A 22,029-nucleotide genomic window follows, 5' to 3' on the forward strand; every position below is an offset into this window, starting at 1 on the left:
CGGCCTCGTGACCGCTCCGCAGCCAGAAGGCTACGGAACAGAACTGCCAGCGCTAAAGAAGCAGGGAGCGAATATCCCCCAACAACTGACTCAACACGGATGTAAAACGGGCCGCATCCGCCCCGTTCACCGCCCGGTGATCATAGGACAGCGAGAGCGGCAACATCAGCCTCGGCTGGAAATCCTTGCCATCCCAGACCGGCTTCATCGCCGCCTTGGACACACCAAGTATCGCCACCTCCGGCGTATTCACGATCGGCGTAAACGCCGTGCCGCCGATACCCCCCAGACTGGTGATGGTAAAGCAGGCGCCCTGCATCTCAGCAGGTTTGAGCTGCTTGTCCCGCGCCTTCTGCGCCAGGTCCGCGCTCTCCGCCGCCAGCTCCCAGAGGCCCTTCTTGTCGACATCCTTGATCACCGGCACCATCAGCCCGTGAGGCGTGTCCACCGCAATCCCAATGTGAATGTACTGCTTGCGGATCACTTCCTTGCGGTCCATATCCAGAGACACATTGAACTGGGGCAACTCCGCCAGCGCCGTGGCGCAGGCCTTCAGCAGGAACGGAAGCGGTGTCATCTTCACACCTTTCTTCTCGCCGGCTGCCTTCTGGGCCTTGCGGAAGTCTTCCATGTCGGTGATATCCGCATCCTCGAACTGGGTGACGTGGGGCACGTTCAGCCAACTGCGCTGCATATTGTTCGCCGTGGCGAACATCATGCGTGACATGGATTCACGCTCAATTTCACCAAACTGACTGAAGTCCGGCAGTTTCACGCCTGGAATACCGGCGCCACCGCCGCCAGCCACTGTGCTGCCCTGCTGCGTCTGCTGCAGCTGGCTTTTCACGTAGGCCTGGACATCGTCCTTCAGGATGCGACTCTTCGGGCCGGAACCCTTGATGCGAGTCAGATCCGCGCCGAATTCACGGGCCAGCTTACGCACCGCTGGGCCCGCATGAACCTTGGCACCCGGTGCCGGTGGCTCGTAGGTTGCCGAGGACTGTTCCGGCTTCGGTTCGGAAGGCTTGCTTTTCGATTCAGGCTCACCTTCCTGCTTTTCCTTGCCGGAAGACTCAGACGCCTCGGACGACGCGTCCTCTTCGCCTTCGTCACCACCCTCTTCCACTATGGTCATTTCAACCAGATCGAGACCTTCGGAGATCTTGTCGCCCTCAGACACCAGAATCTTGCCGATCTTGCCGGCATAGGGAGACGGAATCTCCATGGTGGCCTTGTCGGACTCCACGGTCACCAGCGCATCGTCCGCCTCAACCTCGTCGCCTTCGCTGACGTTGATCTCGATCACCGGCACATTGTCGAAGCCGTCCAGCGCGGGCACCTTCACGGTTTCCTTACGGGAACCGCCGGATTTCTTCGGTGCCGGCTTTTTCTCTTCAGACTTGGCTTCCTTGTCGTCCGACTTGGCTTCCGCCTCGTCTTTCTCATCGGACTTGGCGTCTTCGCCAGAATCCTTGTCGTCATCCGAGCCACCAGTGTCGCCACTGGCTTCCATCATGCCAACGACATCGCCTTCCTTGACCTTGTCACCCACTTTGACGGTAATCTTGGTGATTTTTCCGGCACCCGGTGACGGCAGTTCTACCGATGCCTTGTCGGACTCCACCGTCAGTATCGGATCTTCTTCTTCAACCGAATCTCCCTTACTGACGAGCACTTCGATAACCTCGACCTCGTCTGCACCGCCGAGATCCGGAACCTTGATTTCCTGTTCACTCATGGCGGTCTCCTTAGCTCAGCACCGGGTTCGTTTTGTTGCGATCGATTCCGTACTTGCGCATAGCGTCGAGAACCACGTCATTCTTGACTTCACCGTCCCGCGCCAGGGCTGCCAACGCAGTCACCGCCACGTAGTAACGATCCACCTCGAAGTGACTCCGCAACTTCTCGCGGGTATCACTGCGGCCGAAGCCGTCGGTGCCCAGGGTCAGGTAGGTTTTCGGAATGTACGCCCGCACCTGTTCAGACAACAGCTTGATGTAGTCGGTGGACGAAACCACCGGCCCCTGCTGCTTCTCCAGGCATTGAGTGATGTACGACTTCTTGGGCGTATCGTCCGGGTGCAGGCGATTCCAGCGTTCAATGTGCAGGCCGTCACGGGCCAGTTCGTTGAAGCTGGTCACGCTCCAGATATCAGAGGCAACACCAAAGTCTTCTTTCAGCAGTTCCGCCGCCGCACGCACCTCATTAAGGATGGCACCGGAGCCCATCAGCTGAACCCGTGGGGTTTTCTTACGACCCTTGGTTTCAACGGAATCCAGCAGGTACATACCCTTGATGATGCCTTCTTCCACTTTCTTGCCGTCCTTGCCTTCCGGCATGGCGGGCTGCTCGTAGTTTTCATTTTCGATGGTCAGGTAGTAGAAGACGTTCTGGTTGTCTTCGAACATTTCCTTGATGCCATGCTGCACCACCACGGCCATCTCGTAACCGTAGGCGGGGTCATATGCCTTACAGCTGGGGATGGTCTGCGCCAGGATGTGGCTGTGGCCGTCCTGATGCTGCAGGCCTTCACCGTTGAGCGTGGTACGCCCGGCAGTACCGCCCACCAGGAAACCGCGGGCCTGAATGTCACCCGACGCCCAGGCCAGATCGCCCACACGCTGGAAGCCAAACATGGAGTAGAAAATATAGAACGGTATCAGCGGGAAGTTGTTGGTGCTGTAGGAGGTCGCCGCCGCCATCCAGGCTGCCATGGAACCATCTTCGTTGATCCCCTCTTCAAGCACCTGACCTTTCTTGTCTTCCTTGTAGTACATGATCTGGTCACGGTCTTCCGGCACGTATTTTTGACCTTCGGACGTGTAGATACCCAACTGTCGGAACATGCCTTCCATACCAAAGGTACGGGCCTCGTCGGGCACGATCGGAACAATTCGCTTACCGATACGTTTGTCCTTGGTCAAAGCCGTCAGCAATCGAACAAACGCCATGGTGGTGGAAATTTCACGACCGTTAGAGCCTTCCAACAAATTCTTGAAGGTATCCAGTGGCGGTGTCTGCAATGGCTGACAGTCCTTGCGACGCTTGGGGTAGAAACCGCCAAGTTCCTGCCGGCGCTTGTTCATGTAGACGATTTCCGGGCTGTCCGGCGCCGGACGGTAATAGGGTACGTCTTTGAGCTCTTCGTCCTTCAGCGGCACAGCAAAGCGGTCACGGAACGCTTTCAGTTGCTCGATATCGAGTTTCTTGAGCGAGTGCGCCGTGTTCTGCGCTTCGCCGGCGTTACCAAAGCCATAACCTTTGATGGTATGGGCCAGAATCACCGTCGGCCGCCCACCGTTGTTATGGATAGCGTGATGATAGGCCGCATAGACCTTGTAAGGATCATGGCCGCCGCGATTCAGCTTGTTGATGTCCTCGTCGGTGAGGTTATCCACCATCTTGGACAACTCCGGGTATTTGCCGAAGAAGTGCTTACGGGTATAGGCCGGGCCGTTGCTCTTGAAGTTCTGCAGGTCGCCGTCAACGGCTTCGTCCATGACGCGCTGCATCAGGCCGTCCTGATCCTTCTCGAACAGCGGATCCCACATGCGGCCCCAGACCACTTTCAGTACGTTCCAGCCAGCTCCCCGGAAGACGCCTTCCAGTTCCTGGATGATCTTGCCGTTACCACGCACAGGGCCGTCGAGACGCTGCAGGTTACAGTTAACCACGAAAATCAGGTTGCTGAGGTTTTCACGGCCAGCCACAGAGATGGAACCCAGGGTTTCCGGCTCGTCGCACTCGCCATCACCAACAAAGCACCAGACCTTGCGGTCCCCCATGTCGATCAGCTCGCGGCTGTGCAGGTACTTCATCACGTGGGCCTGATAAATGGCCTGAATCGGCCCGAGGCCCATGGACACCGTTGGGAACTGCCAGTAATCCGGCATCAGCCAGGGGTGGGGGTAGGATGACAGGCCGTCGCCGTCAACCTCTTCCCGGTACTTGTCCAACTGATCTTCGTCAAAACGCCCTTCCAGGTAGGAACGGGCATAAATGCCGGGAGAGGAGTGGCCCTGGAAATACACCAGATCCGATTCACGCTTCTCGTCACCGCCGTGGAAGAAGTAGTTGAAGCCAACATCGTACAAGGTGGCCGCCGAGGAGAAGGATGACACGTGCCCCCCCAGATCACCCGGGCGCTGATTGGCCCGCAGCACCATGGCCATGGCGTTCCAACGGATCAACGAGCGAATACGGCGCTCCATGAACAGGTCCCCCGGCATTCGGGCTTCCTGGGTCACCGGAATGGAATTGCGGAAGGGCGTGGTAATGGAGTAGGGCAACTCAGTGCCGTCGCGGCTGGCTCGTTCGGAGAGCCTTTCGAGAATGTACTTGGCGCGATCAACGCCCTCCTGTTCGATCAGAGACTCCAGCGCATCCAGCCATTCGCTGGTCTCTATGGGATCATCGTCCTGGTACATCAAACCTCCCCTTGGCATTAAAAAGTGCAGAGCGCGCCACGATCAGCAGCTGAGCGCCTTGCAATATCGATAAGCTGCGATGAAATGCAGAGCGTTTTATTATGGGTATCTGCCTGCCCGTTACCTTGAACAAGCATAGAACACGATCGCCAGTTTTACTGCGTGAAGCGCCCTGGGTCACTTGGCTTTCGGTCAGGCGAATTCAGGTAGCACTCACACACCGGCACAAACCACACCGACGATTAAGTAGTATTTTTACTACATTTCGGTATGAAAATTCAATTTTTGAGGAAAAATTACCATAGCCTGTCGGACTATTTCGGTTACTTACGTAAGAATGGCGCCTTTTTCTCTCCCAAACAAGCATATTCAGACCAAGGTCGTAGGTTTCCTACCAATTTGATTAGACCTGAAAATACTTTTAGATTTATGTATACTCGCCTGCCCGTTTTTTGACCAGCGGAGTGGTGGCAACGTCCACCCCTCCAGACTATGGCTCACAACCAAAGAGGGCGATCTATGAACTCCATCGTCACGTTCCCGAACCGGATTCCAACCGCCGAGTTCGAAGAGCGGCGTTTCAAGGTCTACACAGACCGCCAGCTCGATAAAATTGACGTTATCCAGAATCTCCCTGAAGAGACCCTGTTTGAAATGAAGGTGGTAGCCAGCGTGCTGCCCTTCCGAGTTAACGAATACGTGATCAATGAGCTGATCGACTGGAACAAAGTGCCGAACGACCCACTTTACCAGTTGGTGTTTCCCCAGAAGGGCATGCTGAAGGACGAGCATTACGAGCGCATGGCAAAGATGCATCGTGAAGGCGCGGAGAAGAAAGAAATACAGGCCGTGGCGAAAGAAATTCGCGACGAGCTGAACCCGCACCCGGCCGGCCAGATGGAAATGAACATGCCGGAACTGAACGGCGAAGTTCTGGACGGCGTTCAGCACAAATACCGTGAAACCGTTCTGTTCTTCCCGGCCCAGGGCCAGACTTGCCACTCCTACTGCACCTTCTGCTTCCGCTGGGCTCAGTTCGTGGGCGACAAGGACCTGAAAATGGCCAGCACCGAAGCGGAAAAGCTTCACGGCTACCTGCAGGAGCATACCGAAGTCAGCGATCTGCTGGTCACCGGTGGCGACCCCATGGTGATGAAAACCAAGAATCTGGTTCAGTACCTGGAGCCTCTTCTGCAGCCGGAGTTTGATCACATCCAGACCATCCGCATCGGCACCAAGGCCCTGACCTTCTGGCCATACCGTTTTGTGACCGACAAGGACGCAGACGAACTGATTGATCTGTTTGCCCGCCTTGTAGACGCCGGTAAGCACGTGGCGATCATGGCGCACTACAACCACTGGCAGGAAATCACCACTGATATCGCGGAAGAAGCCATCCGCCGCCTGCGTGCCACCGGTGCCGAAATCCGCGCTCAGGGCCCTTTGATCAAGCATGTGAATGACAATGCCGACGACTGGGCGAAACTGTGGGACAAGGAAGTACAGCTGGGCATCATCCCCTACTACATGTTTGTAGAGCGGGACACCGGCGCCAAGAACTACTTCGAAGTGCCGCTGGTAGAAGCCTTTAACATCTATCGCGAAGCCATCAAGCAGGTTTCAGGCCTGGCTCGCACCGCCCGCGGCCCATCAATGAGTGCTGGCCCCGGCAAGGTTGAGGTACAGGGCATCACCGAGATCAACGGCGAGAAAGTGTTCGTGCTCCGGTTTATCCAGGCCCGCAACCCGGATTGGGTACAGCGCCCGTTCTTTGCCAAGTACAGCGAAACAGCCACGTGGCTGCATGAGCTGGAACCGGCCCTTGGGGAGGAGAAGTTCTTCTTTGAGGATGAGTATGAAGAGATGAAGAAGGGTAACGGCTAACACCTTTCTGTCACCGAACCAAGGCGTCGCCGTGCCGGCGCCTTGGATATAAACCATTACCCTCTCCCCGCACCTTCATAACCCTGCACTACCTTCGAACTCCGAATTACCCCCATATGAGGGCGTTTTCCTGACAAGCCCGATGCTAGTCTCAAGCCTCACCAAACTGACTGTTTGTTTAGGAGTCTTCAGTGAAAAAAATAAACCACATTGCATTTGCAAGCGCTCTTTCCTCCTCACTCCTGCTCGCCGGTTGCGGCGGGTCATCGAGTAACAGCGATGCATCAGAGAGCAGCAACACTTCCGACGTTTCAATTTCTGGTACTGCCTCGGCGCCCGCTGCAACAGTTGCATTCGAGATCCCACCCAGCGCCATCGAATTCGCCCTGAATTTCTTTATTTCACCGGTCGCAGCCGCCGTCACAGGCCTGGACCCGATTGAAGGTGCGACGGTTGAACTGATCCGTGTAGATAACGAAGGAAAGCAGGTTGGCGAGGTGCTGGCAACGTCCGTGACCTCAATCACCGGCGACTACGAACTTACGTTACCTCAGAACGTCAACCTGGCCGGAAACCTGATTGTTCGGATCACTGGGCAGAACGACACCGCCCTTCGAGCACAAGTGGTGGACCAAGACGTTGATATCTCGCCGGTTTCCGAGTTCGTACTCCGAAAATTCATCAGCCAGGGCGCCGAACTCGACCAGTTAGTGGTGACCGACGTTGTAAAACTTGAAAGCAGCGTCGAAGAATTTGACCTCTCACTGTCTGGCTCGGCAAACCTTGAGCAGGCCTTTGCTACACTGGAAAACGCTATTGGTGATTTCGTCGAGAACGAAGTGGCAGTTGCCAAATCCGACAAAGGCGATGGCTCTGGCATCACCGGCAACTATCGCAGCGCTGCCTTCTCCTTTGCTCTACACGACAGCGAAAGCAACGACATTGGCACTTATGCCAACGATCTGTGGGCCAGTACTTTCAGCTTCGCCAACAACGGAAATGGCAACATCTCGGTGACCCATATCGCGGAAGATAGCGCCTATGGTAGCCTGACCGGCTCGGCACTGAACCAGAGCAGCGTCTATTACGAAGTTGGCTCGGAAGACATTGACGAAGGTTTTCCAGCAACCCTCACTGACAACGGCATCCTGTCGATCTCCGGCGAATTCGAGGAGGAAATCAGTGGTGACCATGGTTGGCGCTATCCCGCCCATACCTACAACTTGCAGCAAGTAACAGATACCGGCCTCTTCTTCGTCCTATCCAATGAAGCAGCTGTGCGCTATGCAACTGTCGACACAAACAGTGATGGCGAAAAAGATGCCGTCGACCCCCAACAGAAAACGGGTGACGAAGTATTTCGTTCACTTGAGGTGTTCAGCCGTCAACCCGAGGCCTTCCAGAACTCGGATCTGACCGGAACCTTTGGGCGGGTATATATTGAATCCTGGATAGCCGGGGGAGTCACTGAACTGGCAACGGAAACCAACATTCTCAGTTTCAACGGCGATGGCACTTACGACTACGGCCAGGTCAGCGGTCACCAGATTGGCCTGGAGTCCTCCGGCCCCACCTACAGCGTTCTGTCTGAATCTCCGGAGGCTGACCAGCCCATGGTGATCGCCACAAACGGCGACATAGCCTCAGCCGGCGGCGAGCCCGCGGACGGCTTCATCAACGACACGTTTAACTTCATGGCGTTTGCCGAGGCCGAGGGCGACCAGTACAACGCGGAGACCAGCAAAACCCTGCTGGTCAAGCTACCAGAAACAGCACCGACGGTTACCGGCAACCAGTACCGCATGCTTCTGACGTCCATGAAGCTGGGCAGTGGTGAAGACTTTCTGATGTCCTCCAGTAAGTTCAACACCTTCCTCACAATGACATCAGAAACGACCGGCGCCATCGACGGTGCGTTTTTCGAAGTTCGAAAGTCCGGCCTGGCCGGCGACATCGAAGTCACCACAGATACCGTCGAAACGCAGGCAGCCGTGTCTCTCGGCGGCGCCGGAAAGACCTCAATAACGATTGCCGGCAGTGATGGAACCACCCTTCTGGACGGCTTCTTCAATGAAGAAGCAAGTCTCGGCATTTTCACCCTGAAGTGGCAGGAAACCAACGAAGACCCGGATGAACTTGGCCTGGCCGTTCTGATCAAAACCAGTGAATGATCGGAAGCTGGTGCGGTGCGGGTTTTTCCTGCCCGCACCAGCGGCTCCAGTCCCCCCGCTCACCTTACCGCAGCAGCGATGACAGAATAGTGCTGATGAGCTGGCCCTGCCGACTCTGCCCGGTTTTCAGAAAAACCTGCTTCAGATAGCTTCGGACCGTTGCCTCGCTTTTATGGCGCCGGTGCGCGATATCCTTCAAGCTCATGCCTGTAATCAGATCCTTGCACAACTGGGCTTCCGCTCCGGTCAGCGAGAAATACTGCCGAATAGTCGCCTCATCAGGTAGCGCTCTCGACTCTGCATCGATCACCGTTACCAGCACACCGCCTGTCAGGAACTCGCTGTGCTCAAGAGGGCGCAGGCTCATCAGCAGAGGCGCTCTCTCTGGCCTAGGTATAACGAGCGTTTCCGGCTCATAGGTACGTCCTTCCAGATCCGCACGGGCAACTCGGGTAATCGTTCGAAAGAAGGTTTTCTGGGCAACGTCGTCACCGAACGTGAAGCGTTGCTGCCGCAACATGATGGTTCGGTCCGTAGCCAGAAACGCCTCCCCCCTTTGATTCGATACCATCAGGCGCCCACGACTGTTCAGAACAAACGCAGCGTCCGACACTAGCTCAATAAACGTCGACAACGCCTTTTCGGAATGTGGGTTCTGATGAAAGGTTTCCGCCAGGCTGACGGACTGACGGATAAAGGGGATCAGACGATCCATCGCCTCAAGTTCGGAGGGAAGATAGCCCCCCTGAGCGACTGTGCGCTGCACAGTCAGCATTACGATGTGTGTGTCTGAGGCATCGACAACCAGCCATGCCGAATCGAGCATGCTGTGATCCGACTCCCAGCGGTCGTACTGATCACCCGGAGGGCCGTCTTCAATAAGGGGCAGAGCCGAGTGGAAAGTGCCGGGAGCCTGGGTAATGGCGACGTTGGTCACGGCGTCATGGGCAATCATGTTGTTATCCAGATACCACCCAATGAACTCATCGGATAAACCGGCATACCAGATATGCTCAATCGCTCTCGGCGCTCTGCGTACAAACGAGAGCTGGGCCGCACAACCATTTACAGAGACCATCAGCATCGCCAGGAAATCATGAAATCCGGTCTGATTCTGCAGTGATTGATAAAGGCAGTGAATCAGATCAGCTTCATTTGCTAGAAACGTGTCTGCCGCTGACGTTCTTTCTCGCTGTTGAAGGGGCATCAAGCTTTCCTGCTTTCTCCGTTGGTAGGATTGTTCCGGTCAAACCGGCAACAATCACTATAGGAAGATCACAGAAAAATGTGTAGCAAAAAGGGGCGCTCCATCCTGGAAGGGGAACGGTTTCACAACCGATACCCGCGTCCGGAATGGCCGCATCAGTGCATCAACGTATACAGCTTACGCCGATAGGTACGCACATCCGGGTTGTTATTTCCCAGCTTGTCGAACAGCTCAATCAACGTGGTCTTCGCCACCTCATCCTTATACTTACTGTCCACACGCATGAGGCGAATCAGCAATTCCATCGCTTCGGCGTTGTTTTCCTGAAGGATGTGATGCAGCGCCAGCAGGTGCAGGGCATTAGGATCTTTCGGATCTTTATCCAGTGCATCTTCCAGTTCGTGGATGGGGGGCAATTCGGCTGAGGCCTTGAGGAATTTCAGCCGGGCCGCCAGCTGCTTGGCCTGGTGCTGCATCTTTTCTTCCGGCGGCAGGCTTTCCAGTACCTGTTCAGCGGTTTCCAGATCACCCAGTTCCGCCTTCAGTTGCGCGAGGTCAATCAGCACCTTCAGATCATCCGGGTTACTCCGGTTCATCTCGGTTAGCACGGCCAGTGCAGCTTCCACATCACCTTCTTCCCAAAGTCGATGAGCTTTATCGTAAGGGGCCTCCTCGTCTTCCGGTATCTCAATGTGCTTGTCGAGGACCTTGCGGATCTCGCTCTCCTGCAATGCACCATTGAAGCCATCCACTGCCTGGCCATCTTTCACAAGGATCACAGTAGGCAGGCTGCGCACGCCCAGGCTACCCGTCAGTTGCTGCTGTTCGTCGGCGTTGACCTTGGCCAGCATAAAGCCGCCCTTGTACTCATCTGCCAGCTTTTCCAGCAGCGGCATCAATTGCTTACAGGGGGCACACCACTCCGCCCAGACATCGATCAATACGGGCGTTTTAGAGGATGCTTCCATCACATCCTGCTGGAAGTTGTCCATGGTGGCTTCAAAAATGTAAGGCGAGTTGCTCATGGATGGCACCTGAAAGTAATTTCCTGAAATGTCATAACGGATTGTTGTTGGAAGTGGGGGCTGAGAGCCCGAATTCAAGGTTTTGCCGTCGGCTCTGTTCGCTGGCAGTAAATACCGGCACCTACCTTGAAATAATCCCCGTTGCCGTTACATAGGCAATAGGACCGGAGCGACTGCCCGGATGAAATCCCCTGGAGGATGCGTATACGGCATGAACGACGACAACCGCAACGACTCTTTTGAGGCTCCCGAAGAAGACCTGACCGAGTACATCGGCAAGGACGAGAACAGCAAAAGCCTGGTACTGCCGAAACAGCAGATGCCACGCCGCATGTACGTGTTACCGGTGTCGAACAGGCCTTTCTTCCCGGCCCAGGTGCAGCCGATTGTGGTTAACCAGAACCCCTGGCAGGAAACCCTCAAGCGTGTAGGCGAAACCGACCACAAGGTGCTAGGTATATGCTTTGTGGAAGACAGCGATCCTGAGCAAGGCATTCCCGGCAGCGAGGAACTGGAAACCGTGGGCTGCGCCGTGCGCGTCCATCACGCCCAGGGCGAAAGCGGCAAAGTCCAGTTCATTGCCCAGGGACTGCAGCGTTTTCGCATTACCCAATGGCTTCGCCGCCGGCCGCCCTACCTGGTGGAAGTAGAATACCCTGAAGAACCGGAAGAAGCCGCAGACGAACTGAAAGCCTATACCCTCGCCATCATCAGTTCCATCAAGGAGCTGCTGCGCACCAACCCGCTTTATGGCGAAGAAGTGAAACAGTACCTCTCCCGATTCGGACCGGATGACAGCTCTCCCCTGGCGGATTTTGGCGCCTCCATGACCAGCGCTCCCGGCCAGGAATTGCAGGAAGTACTTGATACCGTGCCGCTGCTCAGGCGTATGGAAAAAGTACTCCTGCTGATGGCGAAAGAACAGGAAGTGGCCCGCCTGCAAAGTGAAATCAGCGAAGAAGTGAACGAGAAGGTGCAAAAACACCAGCGTGAGTTCTTCCTGAAGGAACAGCTCAAGGTCATCCAGCGCGAACTGGGTATGGCCAAGGACGACAAAACCGCCGATGCCGAGCGCTTCCGCGAGCGCATGGCAAGCCTGAATCCGCCGGAACAGGTTCAGGAACGCTTTGACGACGAACTTCAGAAACTGCAGGTGCTGGAGCAGGGTTCACCGGAATACGGCGTTACCCGCAATTACCTGGACTGGCTGACCCAGGTGCCCTGGGGCGTGACGTCGGAGGACCATTTCGATCTGGCCGGCGCTCGCCGCATTCTGGACCGTGACCACGACGGACTCGACGACGTGAAAGACCGTATCGTCGAGTTCCTGGCCGAAGGCACCTTCAAGGGCGAAGTCAGCGGCTCCATTCTCTTGCTGGTCGGTCCGCCTGGCGTGGGCAAAACCTCCATCGGTCATTCCGTCGCCGATGCCCTCGGCCGCGAGTTCTATCGATTCAGCGTGGGCGGCATGCGTGATGAAGCCGAAATCAAGGGACACCGCCGCACTTATATCGGCGCCATGCCTGGCAAATTCGTGCAGGCATTGAAAGACTCGAAGGTGTCCAACCCGGTGATCATGCTGGACGAGATCGACAAGATCGGCGCCTCCTTCCAGGGCGACCCGGCCTCCGCCTTGCTGGAAACCCTGGACCCGGAACAGAACCGGGAATTCCTGGACCACTACCTGGACGTACGCATGGACCTGTCCAAGGTCCTGTTCATCTGCACCGCCAACCAACTCGACACCATTCCCCGGCCACTGCTGGACCGCATGGACGTCATCCGGCTATCCGGCTACATCACTGAGGAAAAGCTCGACATCGCCAAGCATCACCTGATGCCGCGGTTACTAAAACGAGCCGGCCTGCTGAAAAAGCAGATGAACATTACCGACGCCGCCATCAAACAGATCATCGAAGGCTACGCCCGTGAAGCGGGCGTCCGCAGCCTGGAAAAATTGCTGCACAAAGTCATCCGCAAGGGCATTGTGCGGTTGCTGGAAAACCCAGATGAACCCGTGAAAGTCGGCGTCTCCGACCTGCAAACCTACTTGGGGCAGCCGGCCTTCCGCAAAGAGAAATCCCTGAAAGGCACCGGCGTGGTCACCGGCCTGGCCTGGACCGCCATGGGCGGCGCCACCCTGAGCATCGAAGCCTCACGCATCCACAGCAGCCAGCGTGGCTTCAAACTCACCGGGCAACTGGGCGACGTCATGAAAGAGTCCGCCGAAATCGCCTACAGCTTCGTCTCTTCGAACCTCAAGCGATTCAAGGGCGACCCGACCTTCTTCGACAAATCCTTCGTGCACCTGCACGTTCCCGAAGGCGCCACCCCCAAAGACGGCCCAAGCGCGGGCGTCACTATGGCCACCGCCCTGCTGTCCATCGCCCGCCGCGAATCGCCACAGCAGAACCTCGCCATGACCGGCGAACTGACGCTCACCGGCCAGGTACTACCCGTGGGCGGCATCCGCGAAAAAGTCATCGCTGCCCGTCGCCAGAAAATCACCAACCTGATTCTGCCGGAGGCAAACCGGGGGGATTATAAAGAGCTACCGGAATACCTCAAAGAAGGCCTGACGGTGAATTTTGCGAAGCATTACAACGACGTGTTTCAGGTGTGTTTCGGGAACAAACCCCGCAAGGGATCAAGCGTCCACTAATATTACTGGTCTGACCACTGCGGGGCTGCCTTGACGCCTATGCAGCCGTTGTCTTTACTCGCTTTGACATGAGCAAAAACCGAGCACCGGTGACCCGAGGGTCACCGGCTTCCGACTCGCTGAGTCAAAGGGAGTGGCAAAACAATGAACAAGAACAACTCAATCCTGTGCGTGGCTGTGGGCCTTGCTTTCATCCCCTTCGCTCACAGCCAATCTGACGACACTCTCAAAAAGCTTGGCAACTTCCAGACCACCGGGAAAGCCGAGTTCACTGTGATCGACCAGAAAAGCGACAGCGCCGACGCTATTCGCAAGACCCTGCAGAAAATAACACTTCCCGAGGGGTTTGAAATAAGCCTCTACGCGCTCGTTCCCGACGCGCGACACATGGCGGTTGGCCCCCAGGGTGTTGTTACCTTTGTCGGAACCCGTAAAACCGAAGTCTGGGCAATGACCGACCGGGATAAAGACCGCGTGGCCGATGAAGTAAAGAATTTCGCACCGTCGCTGGCCAAGTCCGTCCCCAACGGTCCCTGTTTTTCGCCGTCGGGTGTACTCTACATTGCAGAACAGAACCGGGTCCTGGCGTATCCGGCCGCGGAGTTCTTCTTTGAGGGGGGCGATGTAGTCGCCTCAGAGGTGATCCCAGGGGGCGAGTTGATCCCTGAGCAGTTCGTCAGTTACAACCACACCGCCCGGGTCTGCGACATTGGCCCGGACGGGAAGCTCTACATCTCGCTCGGACAACCCTACAATGTTGCGCCGAAAGAACACTTGGACACGTTCAGTGAGTGGGGCATTGGCGGGATTATCCGGGTTAATCAGGACGGCAGCGGACGTGAAATCTACACACGTGGTGTCCGCAACTCTGTAGGGCAGGACTTTAACCCCAATACCGGCGAACTGTGGTTTACGGACAATCAGGTCGATGGCATGGGCGACGATATCCCACCTGGAGAAATCAATCGCCAGACCGCCATGGGCCAGCATTTTGGCCATCCCTGGTACGGAGGCGGTGATGTTCGTACCAACGAATACAAAGGCGAGGAAGTGCCGGTAGAAGTGGTGTTCCCAGTCTCTGAGACGACGGCACATGCGGCCAATCTGGGCATGATGTTTTACACCGGAAACATGTTTCCGAAGCAATATCAGGGCGGAATTTTCTCAGCGCAACATGGCTCCTGGAACAGGACCGTTCCGGTCGGAGCACGGGTCATGTTCACGCCGGTGGACGCCGAAGGCAATATTAGTGGCGAAACGATTCCTTTCGCCGAAGGGTGGCTGGATGAAAACGGTGAATACCTCGGCCGGCCGGTTGATGTGGCCCAGTTGAAAGATGGCTCACTGCTGGTCTCGGATGATTTGGCCGGGGCTGTATACAGAATCGCGTACACAGGTTCCGGCTCATGATTCCCAAAACAGGTGGGGATCCTCCGGCTCTCCGGAAAAATCATGCGGCAAGAAAAGTCAGAGCCGCCTATTCAACAATAGCGGTTCTGGCATCTTTTCTTGCGATGAGCCCAGTGGCCCAGGGCGCAGACCCTGCCGAGGGGCGGAAACTCGCAGCCCAGTGCAAGACCTGCCACGGCCTGGACGGGATAGCGAAGATCCCAGTCGCACCCAACCTTGCGGGCGAAAGTCAGATTTATATTGAAAAACAACTCAAAGCTTTTCGCAGTGGCAAACGGGAGCACGAGATGATGTCTTTGGTCGCCAAGAACCTGACGAACCAACAGATTTCTGATCTGGCGGCTTGGTACCAATCCATTGAGATCATCGCAAAAATGCCGGAATAATCCTTGAAGCCGGTGCCATCACCTCAGGACTTGTCATCGGCCTTCCAGCCATCATCCTTTAGCACCGAGCCCACCGTGAGCATCGGTGCAGCATCGATATCGTCAGCGTCCATCATATTGGCCACCCGCTGCAACGAAGCCAGAATCATGGTCTGCTCCCACTCCGCCAGGCTCTGGAACTTCCGTGTGAAGTCTTCCTGAAGCGGGTTCGGTGCCCGCGAGAGAATTTCCGCACCCTCACTCGTCAGATGCGCATGAACCTTGCGTTTGTCCTGGGTGCTGCGAACACGGTAAACCAGCTTACGATGCTCCAGCCGATCAAGAATCGTGGTCACGGTTGCCTGGCTCAGACTCACCTTGTCGGCAATGGTGCCGATGGTCACCTCTCCCAGATCACGAATGCTGCGCATAATCAGCAATTGTGGCCCAGTCAGACCCGCATGCTTGCTAAGGCGTTTGGAATGCAGGTCAGTCGCTCGAATCACCCGACGCAACGCCACCAAAACCTCTTCGTAATTGTTCAACGCACCACTCCGCTTAGATTTGACGAATTGTTTATAACACTAAGTATTAGAGGTCTTTGCTCCCGATATTGCAAGTACTAGCACTCCCTCCCATCTGAGCGTATTGCACTGACCTGCCAGCCCTTTTAAGAATTTCCGCATTTTTTCCGCCAACCACTATGCTAAGGTCACCCCCTTGTTGAATTTCCGCAAAACGGATACGGCCCAATGAACACCCAAGCACACAACTTGCTCCCGCTACGCTCTCTCTGGAAGCGCCTGACAACCGTCCTCGCTTCATGCCTGATCGCACTGCTACTCAGTTCTGCCACCATGGCCCAGGAGCCCGGCGAGAACCTTACCGCCGAGGATGTGCAGCAGCGAATCGACACCGCGGAAAAACCCATGTACACGCCATTTGTTGAGCTGTACCTGCTGGAGGAAACCAAAGCACTGCGCAAGGAAATGATGAACACCCGCGCCGAGCTGATCGAGAAGGTTGTGGACAAGGAACTCTCGGTGGCTGACAAGACCATGTCTTACGCCACCGACACCGTTACCTACTTCTTCTACCTGATTGCGGGCGCCACCTCCATTCTCGTGGTCATTGGCTGGAATTCGATTCGCGACATGCGAAACCAGCTCACCAGCCTTGCCGAGAAGCGGGTCAACGAACTGGTCGTTGAATATGAAAAGCGCCTGGAGTTCATCGAAGATCAGTTAAGGCAGAAATCCGACATCATTCATCAGAACCAGGCCGAGATCGAACGCACCAACGAGGTGCACTCCCTTTGGCTGAAGGCCAGCCAGGAAACCTCCCAACAGAACAAGATTTCTGCCTACGATACCATCCTCGATCTTCGGCCTGACGACGTGGAAGCACTGAGTTACAAGGCCGATGCGGTGCTGGAAATGCAGGAGCCCCTGTGGGCCATCAGTCTTTGCCAGCGCGCCTTGAAACTGGCCCCTGAGAACGGCCATGCGCACTATCAGCTGGCCTGCGCCTATGCCGAGATCGGTCGTTGGGACGATGCCGTGACGACGCTGCAAAAGGCGATTAATATCTCAGAAGCGTACAAGGACGACGCGTCCGTCGATCCCAGCTTTGAACAGCTAAGGGATCACGACAGTTTCCGGAAACTGATTTTTACGGACGACGGAGACCAGCCTGACGCCTGACGCGACAGTCAGGCACGCTCTTTGCTCGTCTTAATGTCGGAAAAAAACCGTCGACGTTCCGGCACATTCACTGACGCTGTCCGCTTGACAAGGTGGCAGGTGTGGTGTTTGTTTACATCGCTGAGAACATAAGAAAAACCCTGACACAAAACAGGACAGACCCAATGAGAACACCAGTCAAGAAACTCGTATCCGCTGTAGCAACCTCTATTGCCGTGATGGGCGCCGGCCAAGTGGCCGCCGACATCAAAATCGGTATCGCGGGGCCCATGACCGGCCCTGTCGCCCAGTACGGTGATATGCAATTCTCCGGCGCCCGCATGGCGATCGAACAGATCAATGCCAATGGCGGCGTCATGGGAGAAAAACTCGTCGGTGTTGAACAGGACGACGTTTGTGACCCCAAGCAGGCCGTGACCGTTGCCAACAACATGGTGAACGAAGGCGTGCGTTTCGTAGTTGGGCACCTGTGCTCCAGTTCAACTCAGCCGGCGTCCGACATCTACGAGGATGAAGGCATCCTGATGGTGACGCCAGCCTCCACCAGCCCGGACATTACCGAGCGTGGTTATGAGCTGGTTTTCCGTACCATCGGCCTGGACAGCATGCAGGGCCCCGTGGCCGCCAACTACCTGATCAGCCAGAAGCCGGAGCGCGTTGCCGTTATTCACGACAAGCAGCAGTACGGTGAAGGCATCGCAACTGCCGTACGCGACACCCTCAAAGAAGGCGGTGTTGAAGTGGCCATGTTCGAAGGTATTACCGCCGGCGCCAAGGACTTCTCGTCACTGGTCACCAAACTCAGGCAGGCCGACGTGGACTACGTTTACTATGGCGGCTACCACCCTGAACTGGGCCTGATTCTGCGCCAGGCTCGCCAGGCTGATCTGGACGCCACCTTCATGGGCCCGGAAGGCGTCGGTAACAAAGACATCAATACCATCGCCGGCGATGCGGCCGAAGGCCTGCTGGTTACACTGCCGCCGAGCTTCGACGAGAAAGACGAAAACCAGGAACTGGTTCAGGCCTTTGAAGAAAAAGGCGAAGACCCATCCGGTCCTTTCGTACTGACGTCCTACACCGCCGTTCAACTGATTGCCGACGGCATTGAAGCCGCCGAATCAACCGACCCGTTCGATGTTGCCGAAGCGCTGCGTGCAGGCACATTCCAGACGCCAATCGGTACCGTTGAGTACGACAGCAAAGGCGATATGGAGTCGTTTGAGTTTGTTGTGTACGAATGGCATTCAGATGGCAGCAAAACTCCGGTAAACTAAGCCGCAATCGTTAACAAACGGTAATTTTGAGAGCACCTTCTCACCGCGATCCGGGAGAAGGTGTTTTTCTAGGCCCCTGTTGATCCTGTATCCAGTACGCCCGGTACCCCGGGTACCTGCATGCAGCGGAGGGGGCAGGCTATCGGAGTCCCACACAGATGCAAGACCTCCTGTATTTTATCCAGCAGCTCATTAACGGGCTGACGATCGGGAGCACCTACGCCCTGATCGCCATCGGTTACACGATGGTTTACGGCATCATTGGCATGATCAACTTTGCCCATGGTGAAATTTATATGATCGGTGCCTACACGGCGCTTATCGCCATTACCGGCCTTGCCGCACTGGGCATCGCCTGGTTGCCGCTGATACTGATCGTGGCGCTGGTCTGCGCGATGATTGTATCCAGCTCCATGGGCTGGGCGGTGGAACGGGTGGCTTACCGCCCTGTGCGAGGAAAGCATCGCCTGATTCCGCTGATCTCTGCCATTGGCATGTCCATCTTCCTCCAGAACTACGTTCACCTCGCCCAGGGGTCGCGCAACATCGGCTTCCCTGCGCTGATTGAGGGCGGCTTTCGTTTTGGTGCCGAAGACTCATTCCAGACTTCAATTACCTACATGCAGATCACCATTTTCGCAACCACATTGGTTTGCATGACGATTCTCTCCCTGTTTATTTCCCGCTCCCGCATCGGCCGCGCCTGTCGCGCCGTTTCCCAGGATCTTGGCATGGCCAACCTTCTGGGCATCGACACCAATCGCATTATCTCGGCAACGTTCGTCATCGGCGCCGCACTCGCGGCAGTCGCGGGCCTGCTTCTGGGGATGTACTACGGCTCTATCGACCCGCTGTTCGGGTTTATTGCGGGACTGAAGGCGTTCACGGCGGCAGTACTCGGAGGCATCGGAAGCATTCCCGGTGCCATGCTGGGCGGGCTTATTCTCGGCGTCGCCGAAAGCATGACCTCCGGTTACCTCAGCGGCGAATACAAGGACGTTGTGTCCTTTGGACTACTGATCCTGATCCTGCTGTTCAAACCCACCGGCCTGCTTGGCAAACCGGAGGTTGAAAAGATCTGATGGCTGCTCATAACCTGAAACACGCGCTGTTTTGCGCCATTGTCACCCTGATCATTTCGTACCCCATTCTGGGATTTAACCTGGCCAGTGAAGGCACTACGGTTACCCTTGAAGGGGCCAAAACCTCGACCATCGTCGGCGTGCTGCTGGCAGCGGTTGTCGTCTTCCTGTTCCAGTTGTTCCGGGACAACCTGATGGGGTCGCTGCGGCAACTGCCCGCCGTAAACCCGCTGGCCAACCGCAAGCCAATGGAGCAGAGCAAGCGGCTGAAACTGGAATCGACCCTGCTCACATTGATGATCATAGGCGCTCTCGTCTGGCCGTTTATCGCCTCCCGTGGCGCGGTGGATCTGTCTACCCTGGTACTCATCTACATCATGCTGGCCTTGGGCCTGAATGTGGTGGTCGGCCTGGCCGGCCTGCTGGATCTGGGCTACGTCGCTTTCTACGCTGTAGGGGCATACACCTTTGCCCTGCTGTCGCAGTATTACGGCGTTTCATTCTGGTTCGCCCTGCCGATCGGTGCCCTGCTAGCAGCCCTGTTCGGATTGGTCCTCGGCTTTCCGGTATTGCGATTGCGCGGGGATTACCTGGCCATCGTCACACTCGGTTTTGGGGAAATCATCCGCATCCTGCTGAACAACATGACCAATCTGACGGGCGGCCCCAATGGTATCGGCGGCATTCCCGACCCTACCCTGTTCGGCATGGAGTTCGGTCGTCGGGTGAAGGAGGAAGGCAATACGTCGTTCCATGAAACCTTCGGCATTGCCTACAGCGGTGAGCATAAGGTGATTTTCCTGTACCTGATTGCTCTGGTACTGGCCGTCATCACTGCTATCGCTATCCGTCGCCTGATGCGTATGCCGGTAGGCCGTGCTTGGGAAGCCCTCCGCGAAGATGAGATTGCGGCTAAATCCCTGGGGTTGAACCGGACTGCGGTCAAGCTTTCCGCCTTTACCATCGGCGCTTTCTTCGCCGGCTTTGCCGGTACGGTGTTCGCCTCCAAGCAGGGCTTTATCAGCCCGGAATCCTTTGTGTTCCTGGAATCGGCCATCATTCTGGCGATTGTGGTACTGGGTGGCATGGGCTCCCAGATGGGGGTTATTCTCGCCGCAATCGCGGTCACTATACTGCCGGAACTGGCGCGGGAGTTCTCCGAGTACCGGATGCTGATCTTCGGCGCGGCCATGGTGTTGATGATGGTCTGGCGCCCGCAAGGCCTGCTGCCCATGCGACGCATCCACATTGAACTGAAAAAGCAGGAGTGACGGATAATGCTTGAAGTACAGAATCTGTCGATGCGCTTTGGCGGGCTCCTGGCGGTGGATCAGGTGTCGCTGGACGTACGGGAACATGAGATTGTGGCGATCATCGGCCCCAACGGAGCCGGCAAAACCACGGTGTTTAACTGCATGAGCGGTTTCTACAAACCTACTGGTGGCAAGATCCTGTTCAAGGGAGGCGAAATCCAGGGGAAGCCGGACTATAAGATTTCCCGTCTTGGCTTGGTCAGAACCTTTCAGCACGTGCGGCTGTTCAGCCGTATGACGGTGGTTGAGAACCTGCTGGTGGCGCAACATCGCCACCTCAACACCAATCTGCTCTCCGGCATACTGAATACGCCGAACTATCGGGAGAAAGAGCAAAAGTCGCTGGACCGGGCCGCGTATTGGCTGGACCGGGTGGGACTGACAGATATGGCGAATCGGGAAGCCGGAAACCTGGCCTACGGCCAGCAGCGCCGTCTTGAGATCGCCCGCTGCATGGTGACCGAGCCCAAGCTACTGATGCTGGATGAACCCGCTGCCGGCCTGAACCCGGCCGAAACCAAAGACCTGAACCAATTGATCATCAGCCTCAAGGAAGACTACAACGTGTCTGTGGTGCTGATTGAGCACGACATGAGCCTGGTGATGGATATCTCCGACCGCATCAATGTGATCAACCAGGGGCGCCCCCTGGCCAGCGGCACACCGGATGAGATTCGCCGCAACGATGATGTTATCAAAGCCTATCTGGGTGAGGCCTGAGGAAAAACCATGCTTGTACTAGAAGACGTCCATACCCATTACGGCAAGATTGAGGCACTTCACGGTGTCTCTGTCGAAGTAAAGAAAGGTGAGATTGTGTCGCTGATCGGTGCCAATGGCGCCGGCAAGACCACGCTGCTGATGACCGTCTGCGGGAATCCCCAGGCCACATCCGGCCGAGTGATTCTCCAGGGACGGGATATCACCCGTGACCTCACCTCAAACATCATGCGCTCGGGCATTGCTATCGTACCGGAAGGCAGGCGCGTATTTTCCGGCCTGACGGTTGAAGAAAATCTCCACATGGGCGGTTTTTTCAACACCAAATCGGAAATCCGCAAAAGCCAGGACCACGTCTACGAGCTGTTTCCACGCCTGAAGGAACGTGAGCATCAGCGTGCCGGCACCATGTCTGGTGGCGAGCAGCAGATGCTGGCCATCGGGCGGGCGCTGATGAGCAAACCGAACATGATCATCCTGGACGAACCTTCCCTTGGGCTGGCGCCACTGGTGATCAAACAGATCTTTGAAATCATCGGAAAGCTGCGTGAGGAAGGGATTACGGTGTTCCTGGTGGAACAGAATGCGCATCAGGCGCTGAACCTGGCGGACAGAGGCTACGTTCTGGAAACCGGACGCATCCGCCTGCACGATACCGGGAAAAACCTGCTGGCCAACCCGGACGTTCAGAATGCCTACCTCGGTGGTTGATGAGATAGCCACCCAACGCTAGAACGGCGTACCTAAACGCAAAAAAGCCGGAACATGGTGTCATGTTCCGGC

16 protein-coding genes are annotated in these 22,029 nt (G+C 56.3%); 11 read left to right on the forward strand and 5 right to left on the reverse strand.

Features of this window, described 5'->3' with window-relative positions:
* Positions 1–52: 52 nt before the first annotated feature.
* Positions 53–1,738, reverse strand: coding sequence for a dihydrolipoyllysine-residue acetyltransferase (gene aceF / locus MDG893_RS07155; protein WP_007153077.1), 1,686 nt, complete (start codon positions 1,736–1,738; stop codon positions 53–55).
* 10 nt (positions 1,739–1,748) lie between these two features.
* Positions 1,749–4,427 (reverse strand): pyruvate dehydrogenase (acetyl-transferring), homodimeric type, encoded by a 2,679-nt coding sequence (aceE, locus tag MDG893_RS07160; RefSeq protein WP_007153078.1) that lies wholly within the window; start codon positions 4,425–4,427, stop codon positions 1,749–1,751.
* 519 nt (positions 4,428–4,946) lie between these two features.
* Here aceE and MDG893_RS07165 point away from each other — a divergent pair.
* Positions 4,947–6,311, forward strand: a complete 1,365-nt coding sequence (locus MDG893_RS07165) for a KamA family radical SAM protein (RefSeq protein ID WP_007153079.1) — start codon at positions 4,947–4,949, stop codon at positions 6,309–6,311.
* A gap of 191 nt (positions 6,312–6,502) precedes the next feature.
* Positions 6,503–8,482, forward strand: a complete 1,980-nt coding sequence (locus MDG893_RS07170) for a hypothetical protein (RefSeq protein ID WP_007153080.1) — start codon at positions 6,503–6,505, stop codon at positions 8,480–8,482.
* Positions 8,483–8,546: 64 nt separating this feature from the next.
* Here the strand turns inward: MDG893_RS07170 and MDG893_RS07175 are convergent, their stop codons facing one another.
* Positions 8,547–9,689: a helix-turn-helix transcriptional regulator gene (locus MDG893_RS07175; RefSeq protein WP_007153081.1), complete on the reverse strand. Its 1,143-nt coding sequence runs from the start codon at positions 9,687–9,689 to the stop codon at positions 8,547–8,549.
* Between the two features lie 155 nt (positions 9,690–9,844).
* A complete protein-coding gene (trxA, locus tag MDG893_RS07180; RefSeq protein ID WP_007153082.1) occupies positions 9,845–10,714 on the reverse strand; it encodes a thioredoxin in 870 nt (289 codons plus the stop codon).
* A 211-nt stretch (positions 10,715–10,925) separates the two neighbouring features.
* On the opposite strand from trxA, the gene lon reads away from it, so the two are divergent.
* The 3 genes from lon (at position 10,926) to MDG893_RS07195 (ending at position 15,172) form a co-directional block, all read left to right on the forward strand.
* Positions 10,926–13,376 carry an endopeptidase La gene (gene lon, locus MDG893_RS07185; protein WP_007153083.1) on the forward strand — a complete coding sequence of 817 codons (2,451 nt, stop codon included), beginning with the start codon at positions 10,926–10,928 and terminating at the stop codon, positions 13,374–13,376.
* 144 nt (positions 13,377–13,520) lie between these two features.
* A complete protein-coding gene (locus tag MDG893_RS07190) occupies positions 13,521–14,786 on the forward strand; it encodes a PQQ-dependent sugar dehydrogenase (RefSeq protein WP_007153084.1) in 1,266 nt (421 codons plus the stop codon).
* A complete protein-coding gene (locus tag MDG893_RS07195; protein ID WP_007153085.1) occupies positions 14,783–15,172 on the forward strand; it encodes a c-type cytochrome in 390 nt (129 codons plus the stop codon). Before MDG893_RS07190 ends, MDG893_RS07195 begins: the two co-directional genes overlap by 4 nt.
* A gap of 23 nt (positions 15,173–15,195) precedes the next feature.
* On the opposite strand, the gene MDG893_RS07200 is transcribed toward MDG893_RS07195, so the two are convergent.
* Positions 15,196–15,696, reverse strand: coding sequence for a MarR family winged helix-turn-helix transcriptional regulator (locus MDG893_RS07200; RefSeq protein WP_007153086.1), 501 nt, complete (start codon positions 15,694–15,696; stop codon positions 15,196–15,198).
* A 312-nt stretch (positions 15,697–16,008) separates the two neighbouring features.
* Between MDG893_RS07200 and MDG893_RS07205 the strand changes: the two genes are divergently transcribed.
* The 6 genes from MDG893_RS07205 to MDG893_RS07230 all read left to right on the forward strand — a co-directional run bounded on the left by MDG893_RS07205 (position 16,009) and on the right by MDG893_RS07230 (position 21,957).
* Positions 16,009–16,854 carry a TPR end-of-group domain-containing protein gene (locus MDG893_RS07205; RefSeq protein ID WP_050776483.1) on the forward strand — a complete coding sequence of 282 codons (846 nt, stop codon included), beginning with the start codon at positions 16,009–16,011 and terminating at the stop codon, positions 16,852–16,854.
* A 164-nt stretch (positions 16,855–17,018) separates the two neighbouring features.
* On the forward strand, positions 17,019–18,131 hold the full coding sequence (locus MDG893_RS07210; protein ID WP_007153088.1) for a branched-chain amino acid ABC transporter substrate-binding protein: 1,113 nt from the start codon (positions 17,019–17,021) through the stop codon (positions 18,129–18,131).
* A 158-nt stretch (positions 18,132–18,289) separates the two neighbouring features.
* Positions 18,290–19,213 carry a high-affinity branched-chain amino acid ABC transporter permease LivH gene (gene livH, locus MDG893_RS07215; protein WP_007153089.1) on the forward strand — a complete coding sequence of 308 codons (924 nt, stop codon included), beginning with the start codon at positions 18,290–18,292 and terminating at the stop codon, positions 19,211–19,213.
* The gene (locus MDG893_RS07220) at positions 19,213–20,484 is read left to right on the forward strand and encodes a high-affinity branched-chain amino acid ABC transporter permease LivM (RefSeq protein ID WP_007153090.1); all 1,272 of its coding nucleotides are present in this window, start codon (positions 19,213–19,215) and stop codon (positions 20,482–20,484) included. Before livH ends, MDG893_RS07220 begins: the two co-directional genes overlap by 1 nt.
* A 6-nt stretch (positions 20,485–20,490) precedes the next feature.
* A complete protein-coding gene (gene livG, locus MDG893_RS07225) occupies positions 20,491–21,246 on the forward strand; it encodes a high-affinity branched-chain amino acid ABC transporter ATP-binding protein LivG (RefSeq protein WP_007153091.1) in 756 nt (251 codons plus the stop codon).
* Between the two features lie 9 nt (positions 21,247–21,255).
* Positions 21,256–21,957 carry an ABC transporter ATP-binding protein gene (locus tag MDG893_RS07230; RefSeq protein ID WP_007153092.1) on the forward strand — a complete coding sequence of 234 codons (702 nt, stop codon included), beginning with the start codon at positions 21,256–21,258 and terminating at the stop codon, positions 21,955–21,957.
* The last annotated feature ends 72 nt before the right edge of the window (positions 21,958–22,029 follow it).

It is taken from the genome of Marinobacter algicola DG893 (assembly GCF_000170835.1).
GTDB lineage: Bacteria > Pseudomonadota > Gammaproteobacteria > Pseudomonadales > Oleiphilaceae > Marinobacter > Marinobacter algicola.